The 24,344-nt window shown below is 68.9% G+C and carries 23 protein-coding genes; 10 read left to right on the top strand and 13 right to left on the bottom strand.

The window, feature by feature from the left end; genetic code table 11:
• Positions 1-168: 168 nt before the first annotated feature.
• On the top strand, positions 169-744 hold the full coding sequence (locus AXA74_RS14410; RefSeq protein WP_032956515.1) for a DUF4142 domain-containing protein: 576 nt from the start codon (positions 169-171) through the stop codon (positions 742-744).
• Positions 745-749: 5 nt separating this feature from the next.
• Here the strand turns inward: AXA74_RS14410 and AXA74_RS14415 are convergent, their stop codons facing one another.
• Complete coding sequence (locus AXA74_RS14415; RefSeq protein ID WP_029580988.1) at positions 750-1,745, bottom strand: SDR family oxidoreductase; 996 nt, start codon at positions 1,743-1,745, stop codon at positions 750-752.
• 147 nt (positions 1,746-1,892) lie between these two features.
• Here AXA74_RS14415 and AXA74_RS14420 point away from each other — a divergent pair, with 147 nt between their 5' ends.
• Positions 1,893-2,720: a manganese catalase family protein gene (locus AXA74_RS14420; protein ID WP_032956528.1), complete on the top strand. Its 828-nt coding sequence runs from the start codon at positions 1,893-1,895 to the stop codon at positions 2,718-2,720.
• Between the two features lie 304 nt (positions 2,721-3,024).
• Here the strand turns inward: AXA74_RS14420 and chrA are convergent, their stop codons facing one another.
• Complete coding sequence (chrA, locus tag AXA74_RS14425; RefSeq protein ID WP_223850534.1) at positions 3,025-4,404, bottom strand: chromate efflux transporter; 1,380 nt, start codon at positions 4,402-4,404, stop codon at positions 3,025-3,027.
• Entirely contained in the window at positions 4,401-5,345 is a 945-nt protein-coding gene (locus tag AXA74_RS14430; protein ID WP_032956514.1) for a chromate resistance protein ChrB domain-containing protein, read from the bottom strand. Before AXA74_RS14430 ends, chrA begins: the two co-directional genes overlap by 4 nt.
• Before the next feature lie 131 nt (positions 5,346-5,476).
• Between AXA74_RS14430 and AXA74_RS14435 the strand changes: the two genes are divergently transcribed.
• The 3 genes from AXA74_RS14435 (at position 5,477) to AXA74_RS14445 (ending at position 7,590) form a co-directional block, all read left to right on the top strand.
• Positions 5,477-5,755, top strand: coding sequence for a metal-sensing transcriptional repressor (locus AXA74_RS14435; protein WP_126623580.1), 279 nt, complete (start codon positions 5,477-5,479; stop codon positions 5,753-5,755).
• A 12-nt stretch (positions 5,756-5,767) separates the two neighbouring features.
• Positions 5,768-6,670 (top strand): nickel/cobalt efflux transporter, encoded by a 903-nt coding sequence (locus tag AXA74_RS14440; RefSeq protein WP_051593944.1) that lies wholly within the window; start codon positions 5,768-5,770, stop codon positions 6,668-6,670.
• A gap of 194 nt (positions 6,671-6,864) precedes the next feature.
• On the top strand, positions 6,865-7,590 hold the full coding sequence (locus AXA74_RS14445; RefSeq protein WP_126623581.1) for a tripartite tricarboxylate transporter substrate binding protein: 726 nt from the start codon (positions 6,865-6,867) through the stop codon (positions 7,588-7,590).
• Between the two features lie 20 nt (positions 7,591-7,610).
• Here the strand turns inward: AXA74_RS14445 and prpR are convergent, their stop codons facing one another.
• Positions 7,611-9,566, bottom strand: a complete 1,956-nt coding sequence (gene prpR / locus AXA74_RS14450; protein WP_051593945.1) for a propionate catabolism operon regulatory protein PrpR — start codon at positions 9,564-9,566, stop codon at positions 7,611-7,613.
• Positions 9,567-9,727: 161 nt separating this feature from the next.
• Between prpR and prpB the strand changes: the two genes are divergently transcribed.
• From prpB to AXA74_RS14465, 3 genes are read left to right on the top strand one after another with little or no spacing between them, the layout of a single operon-like run.
• Positions 9,728-10,642: a methylisocitrate lyase gene (gene prpB / locus AXA74_RS14455; protein ID WP_029581012.1), complete on the top strand. Its 915-nt coding sequence runs from the start codon at positions 9,728-9,730 to the stop codon at positions 10,640-10,642.
• A gap of 2 nt (positions 10,643-10,644) precedes the next feature.
• Positions 10,645-13,308 carry an aconitate hydratase AcnA gene (gene acnA / locus AXA74_RS14460; RefSeq protein WP_051593946.1) on the top strand — a complete coding sequence of 888 codons (2,664 nt, stop codon included), beginning with the start codon at positions 10,645-10,647 and terminating at the stop codon, positions 13,306-13,308.
• Positions 13,309-13,343: 35 nt separating this feature from the next.
• Positions 13,344-14,321 carry a tripartite tricarboxylate transporter substrate binding protein gene (locus tag AXA74_RS14465; protein ID WP_032970180.1) on the top strand — a complete coding sequence of 326 codons (978 nt, stop codon included), beginning with the start codon at positions 13,344-13,346 and terminating at the stop codon, positions 14,319-14,321.
• Positions 14,322-14,414: 93 nt separating this feature from the next.
• Here the strand turns inward: AXA74_RS14465 and speB are convergent, their stop codons facing one another.
• The 9 genes from speB to AXA74_RS14510 form a co-directional block, all read right to left on the bottom strand.
• Complete coding sequence (gene speB, locus AXA74_RS14470) at positions 14,415-15,362, bottom strand: agmatinase (protein ID WP_032970178.1); 948 nt, start codon at positions 15,360-15,362, stop codon at positions 14,415-14,417.
• 16 nt (positions 15,363-15,378) lie between these two features.
• Entirely contained in the window at positions 15,379-15,996 is a 618-nt protein-coding gene (locus AXA74_RS14475; protein WP_080700152.1) for a cupin domain-containing protein, read from the bottom strand.
• A gap of 13 nt (positions 15,997-16,009) precedes the next feature.
• Complete coding sequence (locus AXA74_RS14480) at positions 16,010-16,702, bottom strand: DUF1989 domain-containing protein (RefSeq protein WP_029581017.1); 693 nt, start codon at positions 16,700-16,702, stop codon at positions 16,010-16,012.
• Positions 16,703-16,738: 36 nt separating this feature from the next.
• Positions 16,739-18,028 carry a M20 family metallo-hydrolase gene (locus AXA74_RS14485; protein ID WP_060833216.1) on the bottom strand — a complete coding sequence of 430 codons (1,290 nt, stop codon included), beginning with the start codon at positions 18,026-18,028 and terminating at the stop codon, positions 16,739-16,741.
• Positions 18,025-18,825: an amino acid ABC transporter ATP-binding protein gene (locus AXA74_RS14490; RefSeq protein WP_032956507.1), complete on the bottom strand. Its 801-nt coding sequence runs from the start codon at positions 18,823-18,825 to the stop codon at positions 18,025-18,027. The genes AXA74_RS14485 and AXA74_RS14490 overlap by 4 nt, the downstream gene beginning before the upstream one ends.
• A gap of 10 nt (positions 18,826-18,835) precedes the next feature.
• The gene (locus AXA74_RS14495) at positions 18,836-19,483 is read right to left on the bottom strand and encodes an amino acid ABC transporter permease (protein WP_197723103.1); all 648 of its coding nucleotides are present in this window, start codon (positions 19,481-19,483) and stop codon (positions 18,836-18,838) included.
• Positions 19,480-20,187 carry an amino acid ABC transporter permease gene (locus AXA74_RS14500; RefSeq protein ID WP_048940140.1) on the bottom strand — a complete coding sequence of 236 codons (708 nt, stop codon included), beginning with the start codon at positions 20,185-20,187 and terminating at the stop codon, positions 19,480-19,482. Before AXA74_RS14500 ends, AXA74_RS14495 begins: the two co-directional genes overlap by 4 nt.
• Positions 20,188-20,200: 13 nt before the next feature.
• On the bottom strand, positions 20,201-21,034 hold the full coding sequence (locus AXA74_RS14505; protein WP_029581022.1) for a transporter substrate-binding domain-containing protein: 834 nt from the start codon (positions 21,032-21,034) through the stop codon (positions 20,201-20,203).
• Positions 21,035-21,268: 234 nt separating this feature from the next.
• Entirely contained in the window at positions 21,269-21,994 is a 726-nt protein-coding gene (locus AXA74_RS14510) for a GntR family transcriptional regulator (protein ID WP_032962021.1), read from the bottom strand.
• A gap of 173 nt (positions 21,995-22,167) precedes the next feature.
• Between AXA74_RS14510 and AXA74_RS14515 the strand changes: the two genes are divergently transcribed.
• Positions 22,168-23,457, top strand: coding sequence for an ABC transporter substrate-binding protein (locus AXA74_RS14515; RefSeq protein ID WP_029581024.1), 1,290 nt, complete (start codon positions 22,168-22,170; stop codon positions 23,455-23,457).
• A 37-nt stretch (positions 23,458-23,494) separates the two neighbouring features.
• Positions 23,495-24,343 carry a carbohydrate ABC transporter permease gene (locus AXA74_RS14520; protein ID WP_048940141.1) on the top strand — a complete coding sequence of 283 codons (849 nt, stop codon included), beginning with the start codon at positions 23,495-23,497 and terminating at the stop codon, positions 24,341-24,343.
• Position 24,344 lies beyond the last annotated feature (1 nt).

Raw genomic sequence — 24,344 nt, forward strand, 5'->3', positions numbered from 1 at the left:
CCCGCGCCGGGCGCCGGCGCCGGCGCGCCGCAGCAGCAAGGCCAGCCCGGTTCGGGCGCCGCCGCCGGTTCGGGCGGCAGCCAGGACACCCGTCCGGCCCGCTGAGGCCGGCGTCGCCACCATCCGGCCCCGCGGCGCCGTCGCGGGGCCTTCTCAGGGAGAACTTCCATGCGCGCATTTCACCAAGCCACGACCCTCCTGTTCCTGGGCGCCATGCTGGCCGCCCCGCCAAGCAGCCAGGCGCAAACGGCCAAGCCCGACGCCGGCCCGGTCAATTCCGCCCATAACATCGAGACCGAAGACCGCGATTTCCTGTCCAACGCGGCCCAGGCCGGCCATCTGGAGATCGAAGGCAGCAAGATGGCGCTGCGCAAATCGGCCAACCTGGACATCAAGACCTTCGCCCAGCGCATGATCGACGACCATGGCAAGGTGGCGCAGGAGCTGGCCGGCCTGGCGCGCAACAAGGGCGTCGAGATCCCCGGCGAGCCGTCCCTCATGCAGAAGGGCGTGCTCAAGGGGCTGGACCTGCGCAGCGACGGTTTTGACGAAGCCTATGCGGATTCCATCGCGGTCTCGGCCCACAAGGACGCGGTGGAACTCTTCGACAAAGCCGCGCGCGAGGCCAAGGACGCCGAGGTCAAGGCCTTCGCCGCCCGCGTGCTGCCCCAGCTCAAGCAACACCTCGCGATGGGCCAGGAGCTCCAGCGCAAGGTGTCGGCCAAGCAAAAACAGAAGGACTGAGCCGCCTAGCGCCGGCGCGTCATCGCGGTTCCCAAGAGCAGCAGGGCGCCGGCGCCCACCCACAACATGCCGCCGCCATGGGTGCGCAGCTGGGTGTAGACGCTATGGCGGCGCACGTTGGAAGGGCGGGGCGCCGAGGTGCGCAGGCCGGGCTCGTACAGGGCGTCGCCATCATGCGTGGCCGGCACATCGCTGCGCTGGCGGCGCGTCATCCACCCGGCCAGGCGGTCCATGACGCCCGGCACGCGCTGGCCCAGGGACCCCATCATCGCCGCCGCCGAGCCCACATAAACGTCGCGGGCCGGCGTGCAGGCGGCGTACAGGATGGCGTCGGCCACCAGTTCCGGCGCATAGACTGGCGGGATCAGGGTCGGCTCCACGTCCATATAGTTGCGCGCATGGCGCGTGAAACCGGTGTCGATGGAGGCCGGCTTGATCAGGGTCACGCTGACGGGGGCCTCCTGGGTGCGCAATTCCATGCGCAAGGCGTCCGTGAAACCTTTGACGGCATGCTTGGCCGCCGAGTAGGCGCCCTGCAGCGGGATGGCCCGGTCAGAGACCTCGCTGCCCACATTGACCAGCGCGCCGCCGCGCTCCTTGAGATAGGCCGCGGCCGTCAGCGACCCGTAGACCACGCCCCAGTAGGTGGTCTCGAACAGCTGGCGCTGGTCCTCCAGCGGCACGGTCAGCAGGTCCCCGAAGATGGACACGCCCGCATTGTTGACCCAGGTGTCCACGGCGCCGAAGGACTCCTGCGCGCGCTGCAGCAATTGCGAGTGATCCTCCTGGCGGCCCACATCCATCACGACGGAAATCGCTTCGCCGCCCTCGGCGTGGATGGCCTTGGCGACCTCGCCCAGCGCGGCCTCGTCGCGCCCGGCCAGCACCACGCGCGCGCCGGCGCGCGCCGCCGCCTTGGCCGTGGCCGCGCCTATCCCGCTGCCGGCGCCGGTGATCACGATCACCTGTTCGGACAGGGGCTTGAGTTTGAGTTTGTTCATCGATGGTTCTCCGTGCGGGCCCGGTCCCCGATGAACCGGGATCCGGACAGGGAGTCCGGAGCAGGGCAGGCGGCGGCAAGCCGCGTGCCCGGGCAGGCACGCCACCTGCTGGCCCACCCGGCTCTTCCACCCACACCGGAGCCTTCCATGTTTGCGCACAACAAACGCCTGCAATACACCGTCCGCGTCGCCGGCGGCGACCCGGGACTGGCCAACCTGCTGCTGGAACAATTCGGCGGCCCGCAAGGCGAACTGGCGGCCGCCTGTCGCTACTTCACCCAATACCTGGCCGAAGACGACCCCGGCCGCCGCGATATGCTGATCGATATCGCCACCGAAGAGCTCAGCCATCTCGAGGTGATCGGCTCCCTGGTGGCCATGCTCAACAAGGGCGCCAAGGGCGTGCAGGCCGAAGCCACCGAAAAAGAAGCCGACCTCTACCGGCGCCTGCAAGGCCCGGGCAACGACTCCCACCTGACTCAAGTCCTCTATGGCGGCGGCCCGGCGCTCACCAACTCCGGCGGCCAGGTCTGGAACGCCGGCTATATCGACACCATCGGCGACCCGCTGGCCGACCTGCGCTCCAATATCGCCGCCGAGGCGCGCGCCAAGATCATCTACGAGCGCCTCATCAACGCCACCGACGACGCCGGCGTCAAGGACGCGCTGACCTTTCTCATGACGCGCGAAGTCTCGCACCAGCTGTCCTTCGAGCGCGCCCTGCATGCCATCGAACCCAACTTCCCCCCGGGCAAGCTGCCCGGCGATCCGCGCTACGCCAATACCTACTTCAATATGTCGCAAGGCGAGGGCGATATGCGCGGCCCCTGGAACCGCGACGATATGTTCGAGTATGTCAGCGACCGCGAAGCACAGATGGGCATAGACGGCCAGGGCGAGGCCATCGTGGCGCTTGCGCCGGAGGAAAAGCAGGCGGTCGAAGCCATGCGCAACCGCCTGGCGACGCGGACCTAGGCGCCGGCTACAGGCTGCTGCCCAAGGCCCGCATCTGTTCGCGGATCTCCTGGCCGGGCAGGTCGCGCAGCCGGCGTCCCGAGGTGATGGACAGGGCCGCGGCAAGTGCCGCGGCCCGGCCATATTCGAAAATTCCGCCACGGCCTGGCGGCTTTTCCGTCTTGTCCCCTGGCGACCGTCAAAATACGCATAATGTATATTATGTAAAGTAACGGAGATGGCGGAAGCCCGGTCCGCCCTGCGTGGTTTGGCAAGCCCCCGCCCGAAGCCGCCGCTTGCCCTATCCACCCCCATCCCGCTGTCCTCACACGGCCAGCCTCGCCACCAGCCCGATGACGGCGCAGGCCGCGATGACTTCGATCACGCCGCGCTTGAACCTGAAGAGCGCGAGCGCGGCGCCCAGGGCGATCAGCGCCGACAGCGCATCGAACGGCCCCGCCAGCCCCTGGGGCCAGAGCACGTGATAGCCGAAGAACACCGCCAGGTTCAGGATGACGCCGACAACGGCCGCGGTAATGGCGGTCAAGGGCGCGGTGAATGTCAGGTCTTCCTTGGTGGCCTCGACCAGCGGGCCGCCCGCCAGGATGAATAGAAAGGACGGCAGGAAGGTGAACCAGGTCACGATGACGGCGGCCACGGCGCCCGCGGCGAACAGCAGCTCCGGGCCGAGCAGGCTATGCGCGTAGCCGGCGACAAAGCCGACGAAGGCAACCACCATGATCAGGGGGCCCGGGGTGGTTTCGCCGAGGGCCAATCCGTCGATCATCTGCACGGGCGTGAGCCAGCCGTAGTGGTCGACCGCGCCTTGGTAGAGGTATGGCAGCACGGCGTAGGCGCCGCCGAAGGTCAGGTAGGCGGCCTTGGTGAAGAACCAGCCCATCTGGGTGTAGGCGCCCTGCCATCCGCCAAGCGCCGTGAGGACGGCCATCGGGAGGCCCCACAGCGCCGCGCCGACGGCCAGGACGCCGATCAGGCGGCCCCAGCGGAAACGGGCGTGTTCCGGCGAGGGCGTGTCGTCGTCGATCAAGGCCGGGCCATGGCTTTGGGCCTTTGATCCATGGCGCGCGCCAGCGTGGAAGTATGCCGGCCATCGGCGGCCGCCCACGGCGCCGGCCAAGGCCGCGATGGCGACAATCAGCGGAAATGGCAGTGCCAGCGCGAAGATCGCCACAAAGGCCGCGGCGGCGATGCTCCAGAGCACGGGGTTTTTGAGGGCCCGGGATCCGATGCGGTGGGCCGCATGCAGGACGATGGCGGTCACCGCCGGCTTGATGCCGTAGAACAGCCCGGCGATGACGGGCACGTCGCCCCAGGCGATGTAGATCCAGGACAGGCCGATGAGGATGAACAGCGAAGGCAGGACGAACAATCCGCCCGCGACCACCCCGCCCCAGGTCCGATGCAGCAGCCAGCCGATATAGGTCGCCAGTTGCTGCGCCTCCGGTCCGGGCAACAGCATGCAGTAGTTCAGGGCATGCAGGAATCGCCGCTCGCTGATCCAGCGCCGGCGCTCGACCAGTTCGGTGTGCATGATGGCGATCTGGCCCGCCGGGCCGCCGAAGCTGATGAAGCCCAGCTTGAGCCAGAACCACAGCGCCTGCCGGAAGCTGACCGGCCCGGGCCGCTCCAGCGGCTTGTCCTCGGGCGCGCCGGCGGCCACGGCCGTCTCCCGCGTGTTCATCATGCCCCGCCCTCCTTCTCGAAGCTGGCCAGCAGCCCATCGAAGACGCCGCTGGCCAGCGCCAGCAGTTGGTCATCGTCGGCGACCGTGGCCCGCAGACCCGCCAGAATCTGTTCCACCCCGGCGGCTTCGGCGGGCTGCACACCGCCGGCATCCAGAAAATGCACGATGGCGCCGAGCCGGTCGATGCCACGGCTTTGCAGGCCAAAGGCGGCCGCCAGGTGCTCAAACGTGACCTTGGCGCCGACATGCGAGAAGCTCGCGCCGTCGAAGTCGAAGCCCACGGCCGTCCGGGGGCAGTCGGCCGGCGACGCCAGCCACAAGATGCGGGCATCCTTGTCGATGCGGCGCCGGATCAGCCAGGCGCTCGCCAAGCGGTCCACCCAGGGCCGGGCGCGCGTCGCCCAGGTCCGGCCCTGGTAGTCCTCGACCCGCAACCGCACGATGGGCGAATCGAGCGCATGCGGCTCGTCGGCCGACAGGGCGCGATGCGCGCCCTCCTCCAGTTCGCGCAATGCCGCATCGGCCTGGCGCTGGGCCTCGCCCGGAAAGAAGTCCGTCTCGGCCAGCTGGACATAGGTTTTGCGCAGCTTGCGCAGTTGTTTCAGGGTCTCCAGCGCGGTATCGGGCGACAGCGCGCTTCGCAGCGGCTCGACGCCCTTGGCCATCAGCTCGCCATACTCGGCCGACCGGTCGAACAGGGCCTGCAGCCGCGCCGGATCTTCCTCGGCAAACGCGGCATCGGCCAGATAGGCCGTCCCGCCGCTATCGCGGACCTCGCGCGCGATCGTTTCCAACGTCTGCCGGCTGCCGCCGCGTGACGGCAGCAGATAGACGCCGTCACGCAGCACGGCCGCCCCGCAGGACTTCAGGGCGCGCCAGGCGCGCATGCGCGCCGCGGCGTTTTCCGTGGGCATCGAAAGAATCAAGGCTAACCAGTCCATGCCGGGCTATCGTTATGTAGAGTATTTAACGTTTTTGTAGCGTACTCTTCAAGCCCAACAAAAGCAACAAGGCCGGGGCGGCGCCAGGGTTTTCCGGCTGCCTATCCTCCCCCCGGGGATATGATGGCGGCATGATGAAGAGCGACCCCCACACCCATCACGATGCCGTCGCCAAGCGCCTCAAGCGGGCCGAGGGCCATTTGCGCAGCATTCTGCAAATGATGGAGGACCACCGCGGCTGCCTGGAGCTTGCCCAACAGCTGCACGCGGTCGAACGGGCGATCTCGCAGGCCAAGAAAATCCTGATCCGGGACCACGTCGACCACTGCCTGCAGGAGGCGGTGGGCGGCGCAGGGGCGGACAGGCAGCGCGCCATCGACGAGTTCAAAGCCATCACCAAATACCTCTGAGAGCCCTTACCCATGCTGTCGTTTTCCGCGCTGTTGGCCCAAGGCGCCGCGCACGCCTGGCTGTTCATTCCCAGCGCCATCCTGCTGGGCGCCCTGCACGGCCTGGAGCCCGGCCACTCCAAGACCATGATGGCGGCCTTCATCGTGGCGATCCGCGGCACGGTCTGGCAGGCCGTGCTGCTGGGCCTCACCGCGACCCTTTCCCACACCCTCGTCGTATGGGGCATCGGCCTGGGCGGGATGTATCTCTGGCGCGGCGTGGCGCCGCAGGCGCTGGAACCGTATTTCCAGCTGGCTTCCGGTGTGATCGTCGCCGCCATCGCGGCCTGGATGTTCTATCGGACCTGGCGCGAACAGCATGCCGGGGCGCATGTCCACCCTCACGCGCACGACCACTCCGCGCACGACCACTCCCCGCACGACCACGCGGGGCATGTCCATGACCGGGGCGGGCATCACCATGACGCCGACGACGACGGCCATACCGACGCCCACCAGCGGGCGCACGCCCGCGACATCCGCCGGCGGTTCGCCAACCGCGACGTGACCCATCGGCAGATCGCCCTCTTCGGCTTGACGGGGGGTCTCATCCCCTGCCCCGCGGCCATCACCGTCCTGCTGCTGTGCCTGCAGCTCAAGGCATTCACCCTGGGCGCGGTGCTGGTGCTGTGCTTCTCCATCGGCCTGGCCATCACGCTGGTCACGGTCGGCGTGGTCGCGGCCCTGGGCGCGCGCCAGGCCAGCCGCCGGCTGCCGGGCTTGAACACCTTCGCGCGGCGGGCGCCCTATCTGTCCAGCCTGCTCATTCTGGCGGTCGGGGGCTACCTGGGCCTGCTGGGGTGGTCGGGGCTATCCGCGAACCCGGCGGCGCAGAACCCCGGCACCGCCGGCCTGTCTCTTCCGGCTGGACATTAAGCTCCGCCCGGGCGCGATGCCCGGGCGTGAGCGCCGCCGATTCGCCGTGGCGAGCGCGACGCCGGCAGGTTCGGCGGTGCGCGGCCCATCGCTCCTCCCCCTGCCCCTCCCTCCCTCTCCGCCTCGCCCGACATCTGCCGCAAGGAGGCGGTTTACCGTTGGCCTTGGCGGTTTCACCTTGCTCCGGCCAATGAGTGACACCCCTTGACGGCTTTATTTGCAACAAACTTATCGTGCCGACCACGGCCGGCGGCAGCATTGGCGTCACGCAAATGGTGCGCTCCGCGCCGGACGGCAACACGGTGGCCGGCGTCTGGCTGGGCCCGGTGACGGTGGCCCCGCATACCATGCCGGTCTCCTACACCCTGCAGGACTATATACCCGTGGCCCAGCTCACCAGCGCGCCCTATGTGATGTGCGTGCAGAGCAGCTTCGCCGCCGACGACGGCAAGGCGCTGATGAAGACGCTGCGCGAGGCGCCCAACCGCTATTCCTTCGGCACCGACGGCGCCGGCGACACCCTCATGGCCTTGCTGGGTGGCCATATCGATCTGTACGTGGGCTCGATCCCGCCCGTGCTGCCCTATGTGAAGAACGGCAAGGTCAAATGCCTGCAGCTGACCTCGGCCGACAAAGTGGCGGCATTGCCGCAGGCCACCAGCCTGAACGAGCTGGGCCTGGGCGAGGAGCAGACGCTGTTGTGGCGCGGCATCCTGGCGCCGAAGCAGACGCCGCCCGAGCGTATCCGGGTGCTGGAACAGGCTTTCACCACGGCCGCGCAGGCGCCGGCCACGCGCCGCTTCGTCGAGGAGGCCGGCGAGCAGGTCACCATCGTGACCGGCGAGGCGCTGCGCAAGCAGATCGAACAGGAGTACACCGCCTTGGGCAAGGTCGCGCAGGGCTTGAGCCTGACGAAGTAAGGGCCGGCCCGCCAGGCCGCTCAGCCTGCCCGCAGACGCCGCCAGAGCGTCGTCGGGCTGATGCCCAGGACCTCGCAGGCGGCGCGCCGGTCGCCGCCACAGCGCGCCAGTACCTCTCGCACATGGGCCGCCTGCTGTCGGCGGCCATGTTCGGCCAGGTTGCCCTCCATGGCCGAAGCGGCGGGCGGGGCCGGCGTGGTGTCCCGGACGAGCTCGGGCGCCACGTCGGCCACGATCTGGCGCAGCCGCGCCGGCGGCAGGTTCGCGGGCGTCTCGGCCAGGAAGACCGCCAGGCGCTCCAATACGTTCTCGAGTTCGCGGATATTGCCGGGCCAGCCATAGCCCAGCAACACCGCCTCGACCGCCGCGGGCAAGGGCGCCTCGCCCGTCAAGCCCAGGTTCTGCCGCGCGCGGCCATACAGCTTTTGCGCCAGCAGCCAGATATCTTCGCGGCGCTCGCGCAGCGTCGGCATGTCGATGCGCAGGATATTCAGGCGGAAGAACAAGTCTTGCCGGAACGCGCCCGCGGCCACCATGGCGGACAGGTCGCGATGGGTGGCGGCGATGATGCGCACATTGACAGGCACGGCTTCGCTTCCGCCCACGGGCATGACCTGCCGCTCTTGCAGCACGCGCAACAGGCGGATCTGCAAGGCCGGCGGCATGTCGCCGACCTCATCCAGGAACAGCGTGCCGTTGTGGGCCGACTCGAACAGCCCCGGCTTGCCGCCGCGGCGCGCGCCGCTGAAGGCGCCGTCCTCGTAGCCGAACAGTTCGCTCTCGAGCAGGGTCTCGGGCAGCGAAGCGCAATTGACGGCGATGAAGGGAAAATGATGGCGGGCGCTTTCCTGGTGGATGCCCTGGGCCATGACTTCCTTGCCGGTGCCGCTTTCGCCGCCGATCAGCACGGTGGAATCCACGCGCGCGTAGCGCCGGGCCAGCATGCGGGCTTTCTCCAGCGGCCGTGACACGCCGTAGAGGTCGTCCAGCGTGTAGCGCACCGTCTTGCCGCGCGCGCGGGCGCGGGTGCGCAGGTTGCGGTCGGCGCGATGGATGGCGCCGGCCTCCTGCAGTGTCAGCACCGCGCCCGACAGGCCGGCGCGGGTGGCCAGCGGGATGCGGTTGACCACCACCATCTTGCCGCCCAGCCGGTGCACGGATTCGGCTTCGCGCTGGCCGCTGCGCAATACCTTGTCCAGCGACAGCGCGGGCGAGATTTCCTCCAGGCGGCGGCCGGCCAGCCCGGCCGCGCTGATGCCGAGCAGCCGCTCGACGGCCGGATTGAGCGCCTGCACATGGCCGGCGGCGTCCACCGCGGCCACCCCTTCGTCCAAGTTGGCCAGCACCGCGTTGAGATAGTCGCGGCGGCTGGACTCGATGCGTTGCAGGCGGGTGATCTCGATGGCGTCCTCGATACAGGCCGCCACGGTGGACAGCGTGTAGACCAGCACGCCGGCCAGGCCCATGCGTTCGGCATAATCGACGATCAGGCCCGACCCCACCAGCACCTCGATGCCCTCGTCCTTGAGCTGCTTGGCCTGGGCCAGCGCGTCGTCCTGGTCGAGGTAGGTGCGCACGGGGATATCGACCGCGAAGGTCTGCATGAAGGTCTGCAGCGCGGGATACTGCGCATGCTGGCCCAGCAGGGCGATGCGCGGCGAGATGCGCCGCGCCGTGGCCAGGGCGTTCATGACCTCGAAGCCGCTGATCTTGACCTGCACCACCGGCACGCTCACGTGGCGGCGCAGATAGCTGCCGTTCAGGCCGGCGGCCACCACGGCATCGACCCGTCCCTGGCGCGCGGCCTCATTGATGGCAATGGCCGCCGCATCGAAGCCGGCCTCGATCAGCTTGAACTCGCCCCGCTCGGCATAGCTGGGCAGGATCTGGGCGAAGCTGCGCGCGATGCGCGCCACGGCGACGGCCCAGATACGCGGCAGCGCGGCGACTTCGGACTCGGCGGGAGCGGTCAGCATGGGGTTCCGGCGGCGGAGAATGGGCCTGCATTTCAGCATTGCAATGCCGTGATTTCAATCCTGAAATACCCCGCCCCTGCCCAGCCGGCCTTTCCCCGGGACAAGGCGGTTGGCATATATCTTGCATGGATGGGGAACATCATCCCCCCATGGAGTGCTTCATGTTGCCTTTCTCCGAACACGCCCTGCCCGCCAGCGCCGGCCTGCGCCTGCGCCAGGCCATGCAGGCCGAACAGCCTTTGCAGGTCGTCGGCGCCATCAACGCCAATCACGCCCTGCTGGCGCAGCAGGCGGGCTTCCGGGCCATCTATCTTTCTGGCGGCGGCGTGGCGGCGGGCTCGCTGGGCGTGCCCGACCTGGGCATCGTGGGCCTGGAGGATGTGCTGACCGATGTGCGCCGCATCACCGATGTCTGCCCCCTGCCCCTGGTGGTCGACGTGGACACCGGCTTCGGCGCCTCGGCCTTCAATGTGGCGCGCACCACCCGCTCGCTCATCTCGGCGGGCGCGGCCGCCATGCAGATCGAGGACCAGGCCGGCGCCAAGCGCTGCGGTCACCGGCCCAATAAAGAGGTGGTGACGCTGGCGGAAATGGTCGACCGCATCAAGGCGGCCGTCGACGCCCGCAGCGATCCGGACTTCGTGATCATCGCGCGCACCGACGCGCTGGCCAGCGAAGGCCGCCAGAGCGCGCTGGACCGGCTGGCCGCCTGCATCGAGGCCGGCGCCGACGTGGCCTTCCCCGAAGCCGTCCATGACCTGGAGAGTTTCCGCGGCTTCGCCCGCGCCCTGCCCGCGCCCATCCTGGCCAATATCACCGAGTTCGGCCAGACGCCGCTGCTCACGGTGCAGGAGCTGGCCGCCGCCCAGGTGGCGCTGGCGCTCTATCCGCTGTCCGCCTTCCGGGCCATGAACCGCGCCGCGCAGCGCACCTATGAAGCCATCCGCCGCGACGGCACGCAACGCGCCATGCTGGACCAGATGCAGACGCGCATGGAACTGTATGAGAGCATCGGCTACTTCGCCTATGAACAGCGCCTGGACGCCCTGTACGCGGCCCGGCCCGTCGGACAATGACCATGAAGACCGGCGAAACCATCGTGACCGATCCCTATCTCCAGGTCTTTGACCCGCAAGCCGCGCACGGCCGGCACTTCAGCGTGCCGGCCTTTGCCGCCGACCACGGGCTGCGCGCCGACCGCCTGCCCTATGTGGCGCGCGTGCTGATCGAAAACGCCCTGCGCCACGAGAGCGCCGCCCACCGCGAGCGCCCGCGCGCGCTGGCGCTGCTGCGGACCTATCACGCCGATGCCGCCGCGCCCGCGGAGCCGGCCGACGTCTGGCTGCACCCGACGCGGGTGCTGGCTCAGGACGTCAGCGGCATCCCCAGCCTGATCGACCTGGCCGCCATGCGCGACGTGCTGCGGGCGCGCGGCGGAGACCCGCGGCGCATCAACCCGCTGATCCCGACCGACCTGATCGTCGATCACTCCCTGATCGCCGAAGAAAGCGGCCACGCCGGCGCGCGGCAGGCCAATGAGGCGCGCGAGTACCACCAGAACCGCGAGCGCTACACCTTCCTGAAATGGGCCCAGGACGCTTTCGACAACCTGCGCCTGGTTCCGCCGGGCAAGGGCATCCTGCACCAGATCAACCTCGAATACCTGGCCGACGTCGCCACCGCGGTGCGCACGGCCGGCGGCGTGGCGGTCACCTGTCCGGACACCCTGGTGGGCACCGACAGCCACACGACGATGATCAATGCCCTCGGCGTGCTGGGCTGGGGCGTGGGCGGCATCGAGGCCGAAGCCGCCATGCTGGGCGATGCGCTGGTCCTGCGCGCGCCCGAGATCGTCGGCGTGCGGCTGTTCAACCGCCCGGCGCCCGGCATCACCGCCACCGATCTGGTCCTCAACCTCACGCGCATCCTGCGCGAAGCCAAGGTCGTGGCGCAGTTCGTCGAATTCACGGGCGAGGCGCTGGACGGCGTGCTGTCGCTCGAAGACCGCGCCACGCTGTCGAACATGGCGCCTGAATATGGATCGACCTGCGCCTACTTCCCCGTGGACGAGGAGACGCTGGCCTATCTGGCGCGCACCGGCCGCAGCCCCGGCCACGTCGAGGCCGTGCGGCGCTATGCGCAAGCCGCGGGCCTGTGGCGCGGCCCGGTCCCGCCCGCCTACAGCCGCCTGGTGGAGGTGGACCTGGCGCGCCTGGGCCGCGTGGCGGCCGGGCCCAGCCGGCCCCAGGACCGCATGACGCTGGCCGAGGTGCCCGTCAGCTTCGCCCGCGCCACCGCCGCCCTGCCCGCCCGCCCGGACGCGGCCCTGCCCGAAGGGGCCGTGGTGCTGGCCGCCATCACCAGTTGCACCAACACCTCCAACCCGCGCCTGCTGGTGGCGGCCGGCCTGCTTGCCCGCAAGGCCCGCGCCCTCGGTCTGCGTCCGCCGGCCTGGACCAAGACTTCGTTCACGCCCGGCTCGCGGGTGGTGACCGACTATCTGCGCGCCAGCGGCTTGCAGGACGACCTCGATGCGCTGGGCTTTCATACGGCGGGCTATGGCTGCGCCAGCTGCGCCGGCCTGTCGGGTTCGCTGCCGCCCGAGGTAGAGGCGGCCATCGGCGCGGGCAGCACGCGCGTGGCGGCCGTCCTGTCCGGCAACCGCAACTTCCCCGGCCGAGTCCATCCGCTGGCGCGGGCCAACTACCTGGTGTCGCCGCCCATGGTCGTGGCCTATGCCCTGGCCGGCACCGTCGCCCGCGACCTGGAACGCGAAGCCGTCGGCGCCCGCGAAGACGGGCGGGCCGTGATGCTGGCCGAGCTCTGGCCCGACGACGCCGAGATCGACGCCGTGGTGGCCGATCATGTCCGCCCCGGGCTGTTCACCGAGCGCTACCGCGACGTCTTCGAGGGCGACCGCGCCTGGCGCGACCTGCCCGCCGGCGACGGCGCCTGCTACCAATGGGACGCCGATAGCCTGTACCTGCGCCGCCCGCCCTATCTGGACGTGCCCGCGCACACGGGGCGCGTGCGGATCGAGGGCGCGCGCGCCCTGCTCGTCCTGGGCGACTCGGTCACCACCGACCATATCTCGCCGGCCAACGAGATTCCGCCCGCCTCCAGCGCCGGGCGCTATCTGCTGTCGCTGGGCGTGCCCGCCGATGGCCTGCACACCTATCTGGCGCGGCGCGGCAACCACCGCGTGATGATGCGCGCCACCTTCGCCCAGCCCACCCTGGTCAACGAACTGCTGCCCCAGGGGCCGGCCGGCGCCACCCGCCATCAGCCCGACGGCGCCGTGCTGCCCATCTACGATGTGGCCATGCAGTACCGCGACGCCGGCGTGCCGGTGATCGTCGTGGCCGGCAAGGATTACGGCAACGGCTCCTCGCGCGATTGGGCCGCCAAGGGCACGCGCCTGTTGGGCGTGCGGGCGGTCGTGGCCGAGAGTTTCGAGCGCATCCATCGTTCCAACCTGGTGAACATGGGCGTGCTGCCGCTGGAGCTGCCGCCGGGCGTCACGCGCTTGACGCTGGGCCTGGACGGCACGGAGATTTTCGATCTGGACATCCCCGCTTCCCTGGCTCCCCGGGGCACGGTGGCTTGCCTGATCCGGGGCTTGGGCGCGCCCCGGCCATTGTCCCTGCTCTGCCGCCTGGACAATGCGCACGAGATCGAGATCTGGCGCGCGGGCGGCATCTTGCCCGCGGTATTGCGCCAGGCCCTGGAGGAGACGCGCTGAGCGTTCTTCCCTCATATCCATAAACAGGAGACAAGATGAACCTCGACCGATTCAAGACCTCCCTGTCGGCGCTCGCGCTGGCCGCCGGCCTCGCCGCCGCCTCGCTGGCGCAGGCCGCGCCCTGGCCGGACCGCGCCGTGCGCCTGGTCGTGCCCTTCTCGGCCGGCGGCCAGCTGGACAACATGACCCGCATCTTCGCCACCGGGCTGTCCGACCACCTCAAGCAGCCCGTCATCATCGACAACCGGCCGGGCGCCGGCGGCATCATCGGCTCGGACATGGTGGCCAAGGCCGCGCCCGACGGCTACACCTTCCTGGTGGCCGGCAATGGCGCCATCACCAACAAGATGCTGCGCAGCAAGATGCCCTATGAGGACAGCGACCTGGTGCCGGTCGGCCTGCTGTTCGAATCGGCCTCGGTCATCGTGGTCAATGCCAACAGCAAGATCCGCTCGCTCAAGGACTGGCAACAGCAGGCCGGCCAGGCCAGGCATCCTATCCTGTTCGCCACCGCCGGCACCGGCAGCACCGGCCACTTCGTGGCCGAGATGCTGGGCCAGGCGCTCAAGGTGCCGGTCACGGTCGTGCCCTACAAGAGCGGCTCGGAAAGCTCCACGGCCCTGATGGGCGGCCAGGTCGACGCGGCCTCGGAGGCCGCCGTCTCGGTGCGCAACTATGTCAGCGCCGGACGTGTGCGCGCCCTGGCGGCCACCGCCGACCACCGCTCGCCGCTGTTGCCCGACACGCCCACCACCGCCGAACAGGGTTTCGGGCAGATCAACATCACCCACTGGGGTGGCCTGTACGCGCCCAAGGACACGCCGCCGGCCATCATCCAGGCCATGAACCAGGCCATCGCCGACGTCATGGCCAACCCCAAGGTCAAGCAGCAGCTGGAAGACGCCGGCTACGAGGCCATCCCCGGCAGCGTGGACAAGTTCAAGGCCTTCATCGCCGCCGAGGACAAGCGCCTGGGGGCCATCGTCAAGAGCGCCAACATGAAGGCGGAGTGAGCCCCGGGGGAGACGGCATCGGCCGGAATAGCCGGAAGGCGGCGTCCGGCGCCAGCAAAAAACAAACGGCCCCTATCGAGGCCGCCGGGCGCCTCAGGCCGCTGCCGGCGCATGACTCCGCGCCAGCAGGCACAGGCATTCATACATCAGGGTGGCGCCCAGCAAGGCCGTGTTGCCGCTGGGGTCATAGGGCGGCGCGACTTCGACCACGTCGGCGCCGACGAAATCCAGCCCGTCCAGGCCGCGCAGCAGCGCCAGCGTCTCGCGCGTGGACAGCCCGCCGATCTCCGGCGTGCCGGTGCCGGGCGCATAGACCGGATCCAGGCCGTCGACATCGACCGACAGATAGGCCGGCCCCGGACCCACCACGCGCCGCGCCTCGCGGACGATGGCCTGGACGCCGGCGGCGTCGAACTCCTCGATGAACACCACGCGCATCCCGTGGTCCAGCGAGTAGCGCCAGCCCTCGTCGGTGTTCTGCGCCCCGCGTATCCCGATCTGTATGGTGCGCCTGGGATCGAGCAGCCCGGCCTCGACGGCGCGCCGGAAGGGCGAGCCATGGCTGAACTTGGAGCCGGCGTGTTCGTCCCAGGTGTCGGTATGGGCGTCGATATGAACCATGCCCAGGGGCTGGCGCGGCGCGATGGCCTGGAAGATGGGAAAGGTGATGGAGTGGTCGCCGCCGGCGACCAGCACCTTCTTGCCCGCCGCGAAAAGCGGCGCGAAGAAGCGCCGGATATCCTCATGGGCGGCTTCCAGCTGCCCGAATCCCGTGAACGGCACATCGCCGATGTCGGCCACCTTGCACACGGCGAAGGGATTGAATCCGGTCACATGGTGGATGGCGCGCGTCATGCTGGACATGTTGCGGATCTCGCGCGGACCGAAGCGCGCGCCCGGGCGCAGGGTCACGCCGCCGTCGAAGGGCACGCCCGCCAGCGCGATGTCGAAATCGTCCTGGGGCGCGGCCTGGGGCACCCGCATGAAGGTCGGCATGCCGCTGTAGCGCGGCAGGCCTTGCATCGTGATGTCAGTACTCATGAAGGCATCCTGGTGGTCAGAAGGTGGCTGGCGTGTTGACCCACAGCACCCGGGCCATCGCGCGGCCCGGGTTGCGATAGCTGTGCGGCACCTCGCTGGAAAAGTAGAAGGAATCTCCCTGGCGCAGGTGGTGGACGGCCTCTCCCAGGTGCAGCTCGAACTCGCCTTCGAGCACATAGCCCATCTCCTCGCCCGCGTGCGAGATTTTTTCCAGGCTCTCCGCTTCGGGCTCGAGCTGGTGGATGTCGGCCTGCAGCAGCTGGCCGCGCATGGGCACGATGACCCGTTCCAGCTTGACGCCGGGTTTGCGGCCGCGCGCGCTGGTGAACTCGATGACGGGCCTGTCGCCCTGCCGGATCACCGGCGACGAAGGCGGCGCGTGGGCCGCCATGAGCTCGGCCACGTTGGTGTCCAGCGCCCGCGCCAGCCGGTGCAGATTGGCCAGCGAGGGCATGACCTGGCCCCGCTCGATGCGCGACAGCAGGCTTTCCGAGCAGTCGGCCGCCTGCGCCAGGGCCTTGAGCGTCAGGCCGTGCACCCGGCGGGCATGCTTGATCCGGGTGCCCAGCGCGGGCTGCATGGATACGTCGGGCGGCGCGGGCGGCCGTGGACGGGAAGCGGATGGAGGCGTCATGGCGGCGCCCGGCTCAGGCCAATACCGAGAAATGGATCTCGACCGGCCGGTTGTCATTGATGGGCACGATGTCCTGCGGGCAGGCCGAGAGCACCACGACGCAATCCATGTCGGCGCGCAGGTCGACATAATCGCCCGCCTTGGAGACCGGGGGCAGCCATTGGACGCCGCCATCCGGGCCCACGGGAATGTTCATCCACAGGTTCAGCGGTTGCGGCACCTCGCGGGCCCGCAGGCCGATGGCCTTGAGCGCCAGGCGCATATTGTCGGCGCAGTTGTCGTGATAATGCTCCACCCCCAGGTTGCGATAGCGATAGGCGTCGCAGGCGGCCATCAGGGTGTCATGCACGCCGGGCGAAGTATCGGCCAGCAAGGTCATGATGCTGCGCCGGCGGTTGCTGTAGAGGGCGTCGCCCGCCTTGGGGATGATGCGGTCGATGGCCGCGCGCGCATGCTCCATGGACATGAACTCGCTCAGGTCGTCGCTCTTGAAGGCCCAGGTATCGCAGACCTGGCTGCCATGGGTATTGACAATGCGGATCACCTGGCCGCGCGCCAGGCGGACCGCGCGGCCATGGCGCGCGGGGACCTCATAGCGCCTGCCGGGCTCCGGCGTGCCGTCGGGCGAGATGGGCTCCAGATGGGTGTTGTTCAGGCCAACGGCTTCGCCATTGTCGGCGACGGTGGCGGCGAGGTGGGTGTCCATGCGGGTTTCCTTGACGGTGGTGGGTGGAACAGGGAATCAGGATGAGCAGGGTTCGGCCAGGTGCAACAAACACCAGGCCAGCGCCCGCGTGCAGGCGGCCAGGTCGGCGATCGCCGTGTCTTCGGCCGGGTGGTGGCTCACGCCCGCCACGCTGGGCGCGAACAGCATGGCGGTCGGGCAGAAGCCCGCCATCGGCATCGCGTCATGAAAGGCGCCGGACAACATGCGGCGATGCGGCAAGCCCAGCGCCTGGCAGGCCGAGAGCGCGAGCGCGACCAGCTCGGGGGCGAAATGCACGGTGGGCTTGTCCTGCAGGACCTCGATACGCCCTCCCTCGGGCAGCGCGGCGTCCATCACGGCGCGCACGGCATCCAGCGCCCGCGCCTCGGGATGGCGCGCATCGACCGTGAAGCTCACCCGGTCGGCGATGGTGTTGATCGAACCCGGGGTGCACTCCCAGCGGCCTATCGTGACACGCAGCCGGTCATCGCCGGCCCGGGCATGCTCCAGCACGGCATGGGCCATGCGGATGGCCTTGGCCTGCGCGTCGTCGCGGCTGGCCAACGGCGTGGTGCCGGCGTGCGCGCTGCGTCCGGGCACCGTCACGCGATACCAGCGCACGCCCTGGATAGCGCTCACGCATCCGACCTGCAGGCCCTGCGCCTCCAGCACGGGGCCTTGTTCGATGTGGGCCTCGATATAGGCATGCACGGGTTCGCCCAGGCGCCGTGCCATCCCGGCCCAGCCCGCCCGCGCCGCATGATCGCCGAAGTCCGCCACGGCCCGGTCGCGGGCGTGCCCGAACGACACGCCCCCGGCGTCGGTCACCGCGAGAAAATCCGCCAGGCGGCCCGGGTCGGCATAGGAGACCGAGCCCATCAGGCCGGGCGCGAACCGCGACCCCTCTTCATTGGTCCACATGACCACCTCCAAGGGACGCCGGGTGGCGATGCCCAGGTCATCCAGGGCGTCGAAGACCTCCAGGCCCGCCACGATGCCGAAGGCGCCGTCCAGCCAGCCGCCCAGGGGCTGGGTGTCGGCATGGCTGCCCGTCATCACCGGTTCGGCCCGGGGATCGCGGCCCAGCCGGCGCACATAGACATTGGCGGCGGCATCGATGCCCACGCGATAGCCGGCGCGTTGCCCGAAGTCCTGCGCCAGCCAGCGGCGCGCCTGCAATTCCTCCGCGCTCAGGGCCTGGCGCGCCCCCCCGCCGGTGGCCACGCCGCCATGGCCGGCCAGGCCGCGCTGGCGGGCCGCCAGGCGGGCGGTATCGACAGCCCCGGCCAGGCGGGCCGCCAGGGCCGCGGCGCCGGCCGCGCTCATGGCGCCACCCCGGCCAGGCTGCGCCGTATCCAGGGCTGCAAAAAAGCCCGCAGCCGCGGGTGCTCGGGCCGGTAGATGATCTCCTGCGGCGTGCCCACGGCGACAATGCCGCCTTTTTCCATGAAGACAATACGGTCGGACACCTCGGCCGCGAAACTCATTTCGTGGGTGACCATCACCATGGTCATGCCCTCGCGCGACAGCGACTGGATGACCTCCAGCACTTCGTCGACCCGCTCGGGATCCAAGGCGGAGGTCGGCTCGTCCAGCAGCATGGCCTCGGGCCCGATGGCCAGGGCGCGCGCGATGCCCACGCGCTGCTGCTGCCCGCCGCTCAGGTTGGCGGGCAAGGCATCGGCCTTGGCCGACAGCCCCACGCGCGCCAAGGCGTCGCCCGCGATCTGGCGCGCGCGGTCGGCGCGCATGCCCTTGGCCAGCGTCAGCGGCGCCATCACATTGGCCAGCGCGGTCATGTGCGGCCAGAGGTTGAACTGCTGGAACACCATGGCCAGGGGTGCGCGCACCTCGGCGATGACGCGGTCGGACTCGGGCCGCAGGCGTCCCGCGGCGTCACGCTGGTAGCCCAGCAAGGCGCCGCGCACCCTCACCTCCCCTTCATCATAGGCTTCCAGGAAATTCATGCAGCGCAGCAGCGTGGTCTTGCCCGAGCCCGACGGACCGATCAGGCTCACGACCTCGCCGCGCGCCACATCCAGGTCCACCCCGGCCAGCACGCGGTGGCCATCGAAGGACTTGCCCACGCCCCGCAGGGACAGCATGGGAACGGCAGTATTCATGGACAGCTCCTCAACAAGCCAGGCGGCGCTTGAGCGCGGCGCCCAAGCGCTGGATCAGCATCGCCAGCAGCAGATAGCTCAGCGCCAGCAGGAAATAGGGTTCGATGTAGACGAACTGCTCGGACACCACCTTGCCCGCCGTCATGGTCAGTTCGGGATAGGTGATCACCGAGGCGAGCGCGGACTCTTTCATGAGCAGGATGGTCTGGTTCAGGACCAGCGGCAGGCTGGCGCGCAGGGCTTGCGGCGCCTGGATGCGCAGGAAGACCTGCCGCCGGCTCAGGCCCATGCAGCGCGCCGCCTCGACCTGGCCCTGGGGTATCGCTTGCCAGCAGCCCCGGAAAATCTCGGCGAAGTACGCGCCGCCATACACCGACAGCGTGACCGCGGCCGCGGTAAAGGGGTCCATCGTGATGCCTGCGGCCGGCAGGCCGAAGTAGACGATGAACAGATGGATCAGGAAGGGCACGCCGCGCCACACCGCCGTATACGTCCAGTACAGCCCGCGCAGCGCCGGCAGCCCCGTCTCGCGCAATACGTGGGCGACGAAACCCAGCGCCAGGCCGCCGGCCAGGCCCGTGGCCACCAGGGCCAGGGTGCGCAGCGCGGCCAGCCCGAATACGGGCAACAGCCCGCCCAGCATCGTGATGTCTATCATGTCTTGTTGATGGCCATGCGGTTCATCACCGCGGCGCTGGCGCGCCGCCCCTGCCCCAGCCGCCTACCCAGCCAGGATCCCAATACAAAAATGGCGCCGGTCATGAGCAGGTACAGCGCGCCCACCGACAGATAGACCTCCAGCGGCCGGAAGTTGGCCGACGCGATCTGGCGCCCGGCGCGGGCCAGCTCGGCCACGGCGATCACCGACACGATGGACGAGTTCTTGACCACATCGATGGCCTCCGACACCACGGCCGGCCAGACCGCCCGCGCCACCTGGGGCAGCTGCACATAGCGGAAGACCTGGTGCCGGCTCAGGCCGAAGATGACGCCCGCCTCGACCTGGCCGGGCGGCACCGCGGCCAGCCCGGCGCGCAAGATCTCCGACTGAAAGGCGCCCGAGTTCATGCTCATGACCAGGATGGCCACCAGCAAGGGCGGCAAGTCCAGCCCGAAGGCGCTGGGCAGGTAGAACAGCATCAACAGCTGCACCAGCAAGGGCGTGCCCCGGAAGAAACCCACATACCCGGCCACCGCCCGCCGCAACGGCCCGCGGCCGCGCAGCGACAGGCCCAGCAAGACGGCGCCGAGCATGAAGCCCAGCACAATGGCCGAGGCGGACACCACCAGCGTCATGCCCGCGCCCTGGAGCAGCGCCGGCAGATAGGCCTGCCACCGGTCAAGGAAAGAAGCGGCATTCATCGCGCGGCGCGGCTCAGAGTTCGGGGACCGGCACGGCGTCGGTGGGAACGTCCATGGTGAAGCCGAACCACTTGGTCTGCAGCGCCTGCAGCTGCCCGGACTTGGCGGCCTGGGCGATGCCATCGGAGAAGAACTTCACCAGCGTCGCGCTGTCGGCGTCCTTGCGGCCGACCCAGCCGAAATAGGTCTTGGGGCCGATGGGCGTGGACAGCACGGCGTAGACGTCCGAGCGCGTCTTCACCAGCGAGGCCAGGTTGGCCAGGGACTGCGCCACCGCCGACAGACGCCCGGCGGCCAGGTCGGCATAGGCCTCGTCAAAGCTGACGTACTCGCGGATGGTGACAGGCGGCTTGCCCTCGGCCTGCAGCTTCTTGGCGTAGTCCTGCAAGGCTTTCAATTGCGCGGAGCCGGCTTGCGAGCCCACGACCTTGCCGGCGATGCCGGCTGGATCGCTGAGCGCGGTGTCGTCCTTGCGCTTGACCAGCGCCGTCGTGGCGTCGGCGATGGGCACCGTGAAGGCGAACTTGCTCACGCGGTCCTTGGTAAGCGTCACCGACGTGACGATGAAGTCAAAGCGCTTGGTGGCCAGGCCCGGCAAAATTCCCTGGAAAGGCACGTCCAGCTGCTTGACCTTGACCTCGGGCAGCCCGGCCAGGATGAGCTTCATCAAGTCCGGGCCATAGCCCACGATCTTGCCGTCCTGGACGGACTCGAAAGGCGCGAACTGCGCCTCGGTGCCGATCACGATCTCTTTCTTCTGCTTGATCGTGCTCAGCAGGTCGGCGCTCTGGGCGGCGCCCGCCACGAACAAAGACAGCACTCCCGCGAATACTTGGCGTAGCAGCATGGCAATTCCCCTGTGTCGGATTCCTGGCCTGGGCGGCGGCCCGGCCAGGCAAGTCACTGGCATCGCACGCAAGTGACTTGCATGACTAGCAAGCAAGTTGCATGCCAGTTCTGCGACAGGGGGAAAAAGGGCATCGTGGGACCCCGGCGGCCGGCAGGCGCACCGGCCTTGTGCGCAATGCATGGCGGCCCGGCACCAAGCCGGGGCGCGCCGGCCGCCCGGCTGCGGGCGCGCTTACTCGAAGTAGTCGGGATAACGGGCGGCCAGGCCGTCCACAAAACTCTCGATCAGGCGGATGTGGTTGCGCAGCGACGCCACCAGCGCTTCGGTATCGCCTTCCACCAGCGCGGCCACGATGATCTCGTGCTGGTCCAGCGCCTTGGTATTGCTTTGCAAGGCCGGGATGGCCATGCGGCGGACACGTTCCATGTGGGTACGCGCCTGGCGCACCGGCTCCCAGGCGCCGGGATGGCCGGAGAGGTCGATGATGGCTTTGTGCAGGTCTTCGTCGCGGTCCAGGCCGCCTTCGACATCGTTGCGGCCGATGGCCTCGCGCTGGCGCCGCACGATGTCCAGCACCGCCCGCCGGTCGGCCTCGGGAGCCAGGACCGCCAGGCGCGCCGCGCCGCATTCGATGGTTTCGCGGATGAACAACGCATCGGCCAGCACCTGGCGGCTCATCTTGCGCACGGTCGTGCCCACCTGGGGCGCCACGGTCAGCAGGCCCTCGGCGGCCAAGCGGCGGAACGTCTCGCGCACTGGCGTGCGGCTGACGTGCAGCATCTCGCCGATCTCCACTTCCGACATGGCGGTGCCCGGCGGCAAGATGCCGCGCACGATGGCCGCGCGCACCGCGTCGTAGACCTGGGTGCTGGCCGTGCCCCGGGTGGCGATGGCCAGGGGGCCGAGTGACGACGCCAGCCCGGGCGTGCTGGCGAGATGATTAGCGGTGCGTGCCATAGATCGGATTGGACGGGTGAGCCGAGCGCCAAAGGTAGCATCAAAACAACGTCCGGGCGTGGGCCCTGCCCTCGCAGGAAATCGTTGACGCCCGCCGGGAAGATGCATAGACTTCGCATAGAAGTATCCTAGTATACCAATTAACGATAAGCGATAACTTCCCGGAGACAAGCATGCGCAAGCTCATCGTCGCGTCCCTGCTGGGCGCTCTTTTCACGCCGCTTGCCGGCGCGCAAGACACTGTGACCCTTACCTATGGCGATTGGCAGCTCGCCCAGGAGGTCTGGGGCAAGTCCCTCAACCAGGTGATCGACCAGTTCGAGAAAGAACATCCCGGTATCAAGGTCAAGCGCGAGCCGGTGCCGCTGGGCCAGCGCGACGTCAAGTACAGCACCGCCATCCGGGCCGGCGCCGGGCCGGATGTCTTTGCGCTGGACGCCAATCCGGTGCGCCAGTACATCGCCGAGGGCTGGGTCCGCGACTTGACTCCCCAGGTGCAGCAGGCCGGCGGCGCCCAGTTCCTGTCCGACTTCTATCCCATCGCGCTGGAGCCGGTCACGGTCGATAAAAAAATCTATGGCCTTCCCATGAACACCGTGGCCATGGTGCTGGTCTACAACAAGCAGCTGTTCAAGGAAGCCGGCATCGACGGCCCGCCCAAGACCTGGACGGCCTTCCGCGAGGATGCGCGCAAGCTCACCCGCTCCTCGACCGGCGGCCAGGCCATCGACCGCTGGGGCTTCGGTTTCGTGCTGGCGCCGGCCGGCTTCGACTTGCGCTTCTCGGCCATGCTGCGCGGCTTCGGCGGCGACTTCGTCACGCCCGATGGCAAACACTCGGCCCTGAACACCCCGCAGAGCAAGGCCGCCTTCAACCTGCTGCTGGACATGGTCGAAAAAGACAAGTCCATTCCGCCCGGCGTGACCCAGGTCGACGCCAATGGCGCGCGGCGCCTGCTGGCCAACCAGACCACGGCGATGAAGATCGGCACGACCTGGAGCCTGCCCGAAGTCAGCGCCATGAATCCCAAGCTCGACGGCTGGCACACCCTGGGCCTGGCGCCCATCCCCCAGCCCGAAGGCAGCACCGAAAAAATCCGCACCACCCTCTTCCAGAAGTCCATCTTCGTCAACAAGAACAGCAAGCATCCCGAGCAGGCCTGGCTGCTGGCCAAATACCTGACGGACGCGGCCGCCATGAAGACCTGGTACGACTTCAACAACATGCTGTCGTCGCGCCGCAGCGTCAACGAAGGGTACGACAAGATCAGCGGCAGCGAGTCGGCCCGGATCGTGTCGGCCGAGATCGAGCACGGCGCCTTCCTGCCCCAGACGCCCAAGTGGCCGCAGATCCAGGAAGCCTTCCGCCAGAACCTGCAGGCGGCGGTGGCCGGCTCCAAGACGCGCGAGCAGGCGCTTGACGACGCGCACAAACAGGCCGAGGCGCTGCTGCAACAGCCCTGAACCGGCGGGCCACGGCCCGCCTCCAACGAGAACATCAATGGAAAAGAGGCAATGGGCCGGGTACGCCTTCGTGGCGCCCGGCGTGATCCTGCTCATCCTGATCCTGGGATTTCCGGCCGTCATGGCGGTCCTGCAGAGCCTGGGCATCGGCGAGGCTTCGGGACCGAGCCTGGCCGGCTACGCCCGCCTGGTCCAGGACGCCGAGTTCCGGGCGTCCTTGCTGAACACGGTCATCTTCGTCGTCTGTGTCGTCAGCCTGCACTTCCTGCTCGGCCTGGGCGTGGCCCTGCTGCTTAATCAGCGGTTCCGCGGCCGCTGGCTGTTCCGGGTGATCGCCATCCTGCCCTGGACCATGCCCGATGTCATCGGCGGGCTGATTTTCCGCTTTATCTTCGACACCCTGTCGGGCGGCGTGAACCTGGTCATCCAGCTGGCCGGCGGCACGCCGGTGGATTGGCTGGGCCATCCGCAATGGTCGCTGATGACCGTCATCCTGGCCGAGGCCTGGCGCGGCTATCCCTATGTGATGCTGATCCTCTTGGCCGGCCTGCAAGCCATCCCGCGCGACCAGTACGAGGCCGCCGAGATCGACGGCGTCGGCAAGTGGAAGGTCTTCGCGCACATCACCCTGCCCAATCTGCGCCCCATGATCGCCATCGCGCTCATCCTGGACGCCATCTGGGAATGCCGGCTGTTCGGCATGATCTACGGCATGACGGGCGGCGGGCCCGGCTATGCCACCCAGAACCTGACCCTGCTGGTCTACAAGAACTACTTCCAGTTCTTTGACAGCGCCTATGCTTCCTCGATCGCCGTCGTGCTGGCCGCCCTATTGCTGGTGCTGGCGGTCCCCTATGTGCGCACGACGCTGAAGGAACAAAGGTAAT

The organism is Bordetella hinzii LMG 13501 (assembly GCF_001548475.1).
Taxonomy (GTDB): Bacteria; Pseudomonadota; Gammaproteobacteria; order Burkholderiales; family Burkholderiaceae_B; genus Bordetella; species Bordetella hinzii.

Coding starts and splice junctions, on each gene's coding strand:
- AXA74_RS14410 (WP_032956515.1), top strand. CDS start 169: ATGCGCGCATTTCACCAAGCCACGACCCTCCTGTTCCTGGGCGCCATG.
- AXA74_RS14415 (WP_029580988.1), bottom strand. CDS start 1,745: ATGAACAAACTCAAACTCAAGCCCCTGTCCGAACAGGTGATCGTGATC.
- AXA74_RS14420 (WP_032956528.1), top strand. CDS start 1,893: ATGTTTGCGCACAACAAACGCCTGCAATACACCGTCCGCGTCGCCGGC.
- chrA (WP_223850534.1), bottom strand. CDS start 4,404: ATGATGAACACGCGGGAGACGGCCGTGGCCGCCGGCGCGCCCGAGGAC.
- AXA74_RS14430 (WP_032956514.1), bottom strand. CDS start 5,345: ATGGACTGGTTAGCCTTGATTCTTTCGATGCCCACGGAAAACGCCGCG.
- AXA74_RS14435 (WP_126623580.1), top strand. CDS start 5,477: ATGATGAAGAGCGACCCCCACACCCATCACGATGCCGTCGCCAAGCGC.
- AXA74_RS14440 (WP_051593944.1), top strand. CDS start 5,768: ATGCTGTCGTTTTCCGCGCTGTTGGCCCAAGGCGCCGCGCACGCCTGG.
- prpR (WP_051593945.1), bottom strand. CDS start 9,566: ATGCTGACCGCTCCCGCCGAGTCCGAAGTCGCCGCGCTGCCGCGTATC.
- prpB (WP_029581012.1), top strand. CDS start 9,728: ATGTTGCCTTTCTCCGAACACGCCCTGCCCGCCAGCGCCGGCCTGCGC.
- acnA (WP_051593946.1), top strand. CDS start 10,645: ATGAAGACCGGCGAAACCATCGTGACCGATCCCTATCTCCAGGTCTTT.
- AXA74_RS14465 (WP_032970180.1), top strand. CDS start 13,344: ATGAACCTCGACCGATTCAAGACCTCCCTGTCGGCGCTCGCGCTGGCC.
- speB (WP_032970178.1), bottom strand. CDS start 15,362: ATGAGTACTGACATCACGATGCAAGGCCTGCCGCGCTACAGCGGCATG.
- AXA74_RS14475 (WP_080700152.1), bottom strand. CDS start 15,996: ATGACGCCTCCATCCGCTTCCCGTCCACGGCCGCCCGCGCCGCCCGAC.
- AXA74_RS14480 (WP_029581017.1), bottom strand. CDS start 16,702: ATGGACACCCACCTCGCCGCCACCGTCGCCGACAATGGCGAAGCCGTT.
- AXA74_RS14485 (WP_060833216.1), bottom strand. CDS start 18,028: ATGAGCGCGGCCGGCGCCGCGGCCCTGGCGGCCCGCCTGGCCGGGGCT.
- AXA74_RS14490 (WP_032956507.1), bottom strand. CDS start 18,825: ATGAATACTGCCGTTCCCATGCTGTCCCTGCGGGGCGTGGGCAAGTCC.
- AXA74_RS14495 (WP_197723103.1), bottom strand. CDS start 19,483: ATGATAGACATCACGATGCTGGGCGGGCTGTTGCCCGTATTCGGGCTG.
- AXA74_RS14500 (WP_048940140.1), bottom strand. CDS start 20,187: ATGAATGCCGCTTCTTTCCTTGACCGGTGGCAGGCCTATCTGCCGGCG.
- AXA74_RS14505 (WP_029581022.1), bottom strand. CDS start 21,034: ATGCTGCTACGCCAAGTATTCGCGGGAGTGCTGTCTTTGTTCGTGGCG.
- AXA74_RS14510 (WP_032962021.1), bottom strand. CDS start 21,994: ATGGCACGCACCGCTAATCATCTCGCCAGCACGCCCGGGCTGGCGTCG.
- AXA74_RS14515 (WP_029581024.1), top strand. CDS start 22,168: ATGCGCAAGCTCATCGTCGCGTCCCTGCTGGGCGCTCTTTTCACGCCG.
- AXA74_RS14520 (WP_048940141.1), top strand. CDS start 23,495: ATGGAAAAGAGGCAATGGGCCGGGTACGCCTTCGTGGCGCCCGGCGTG.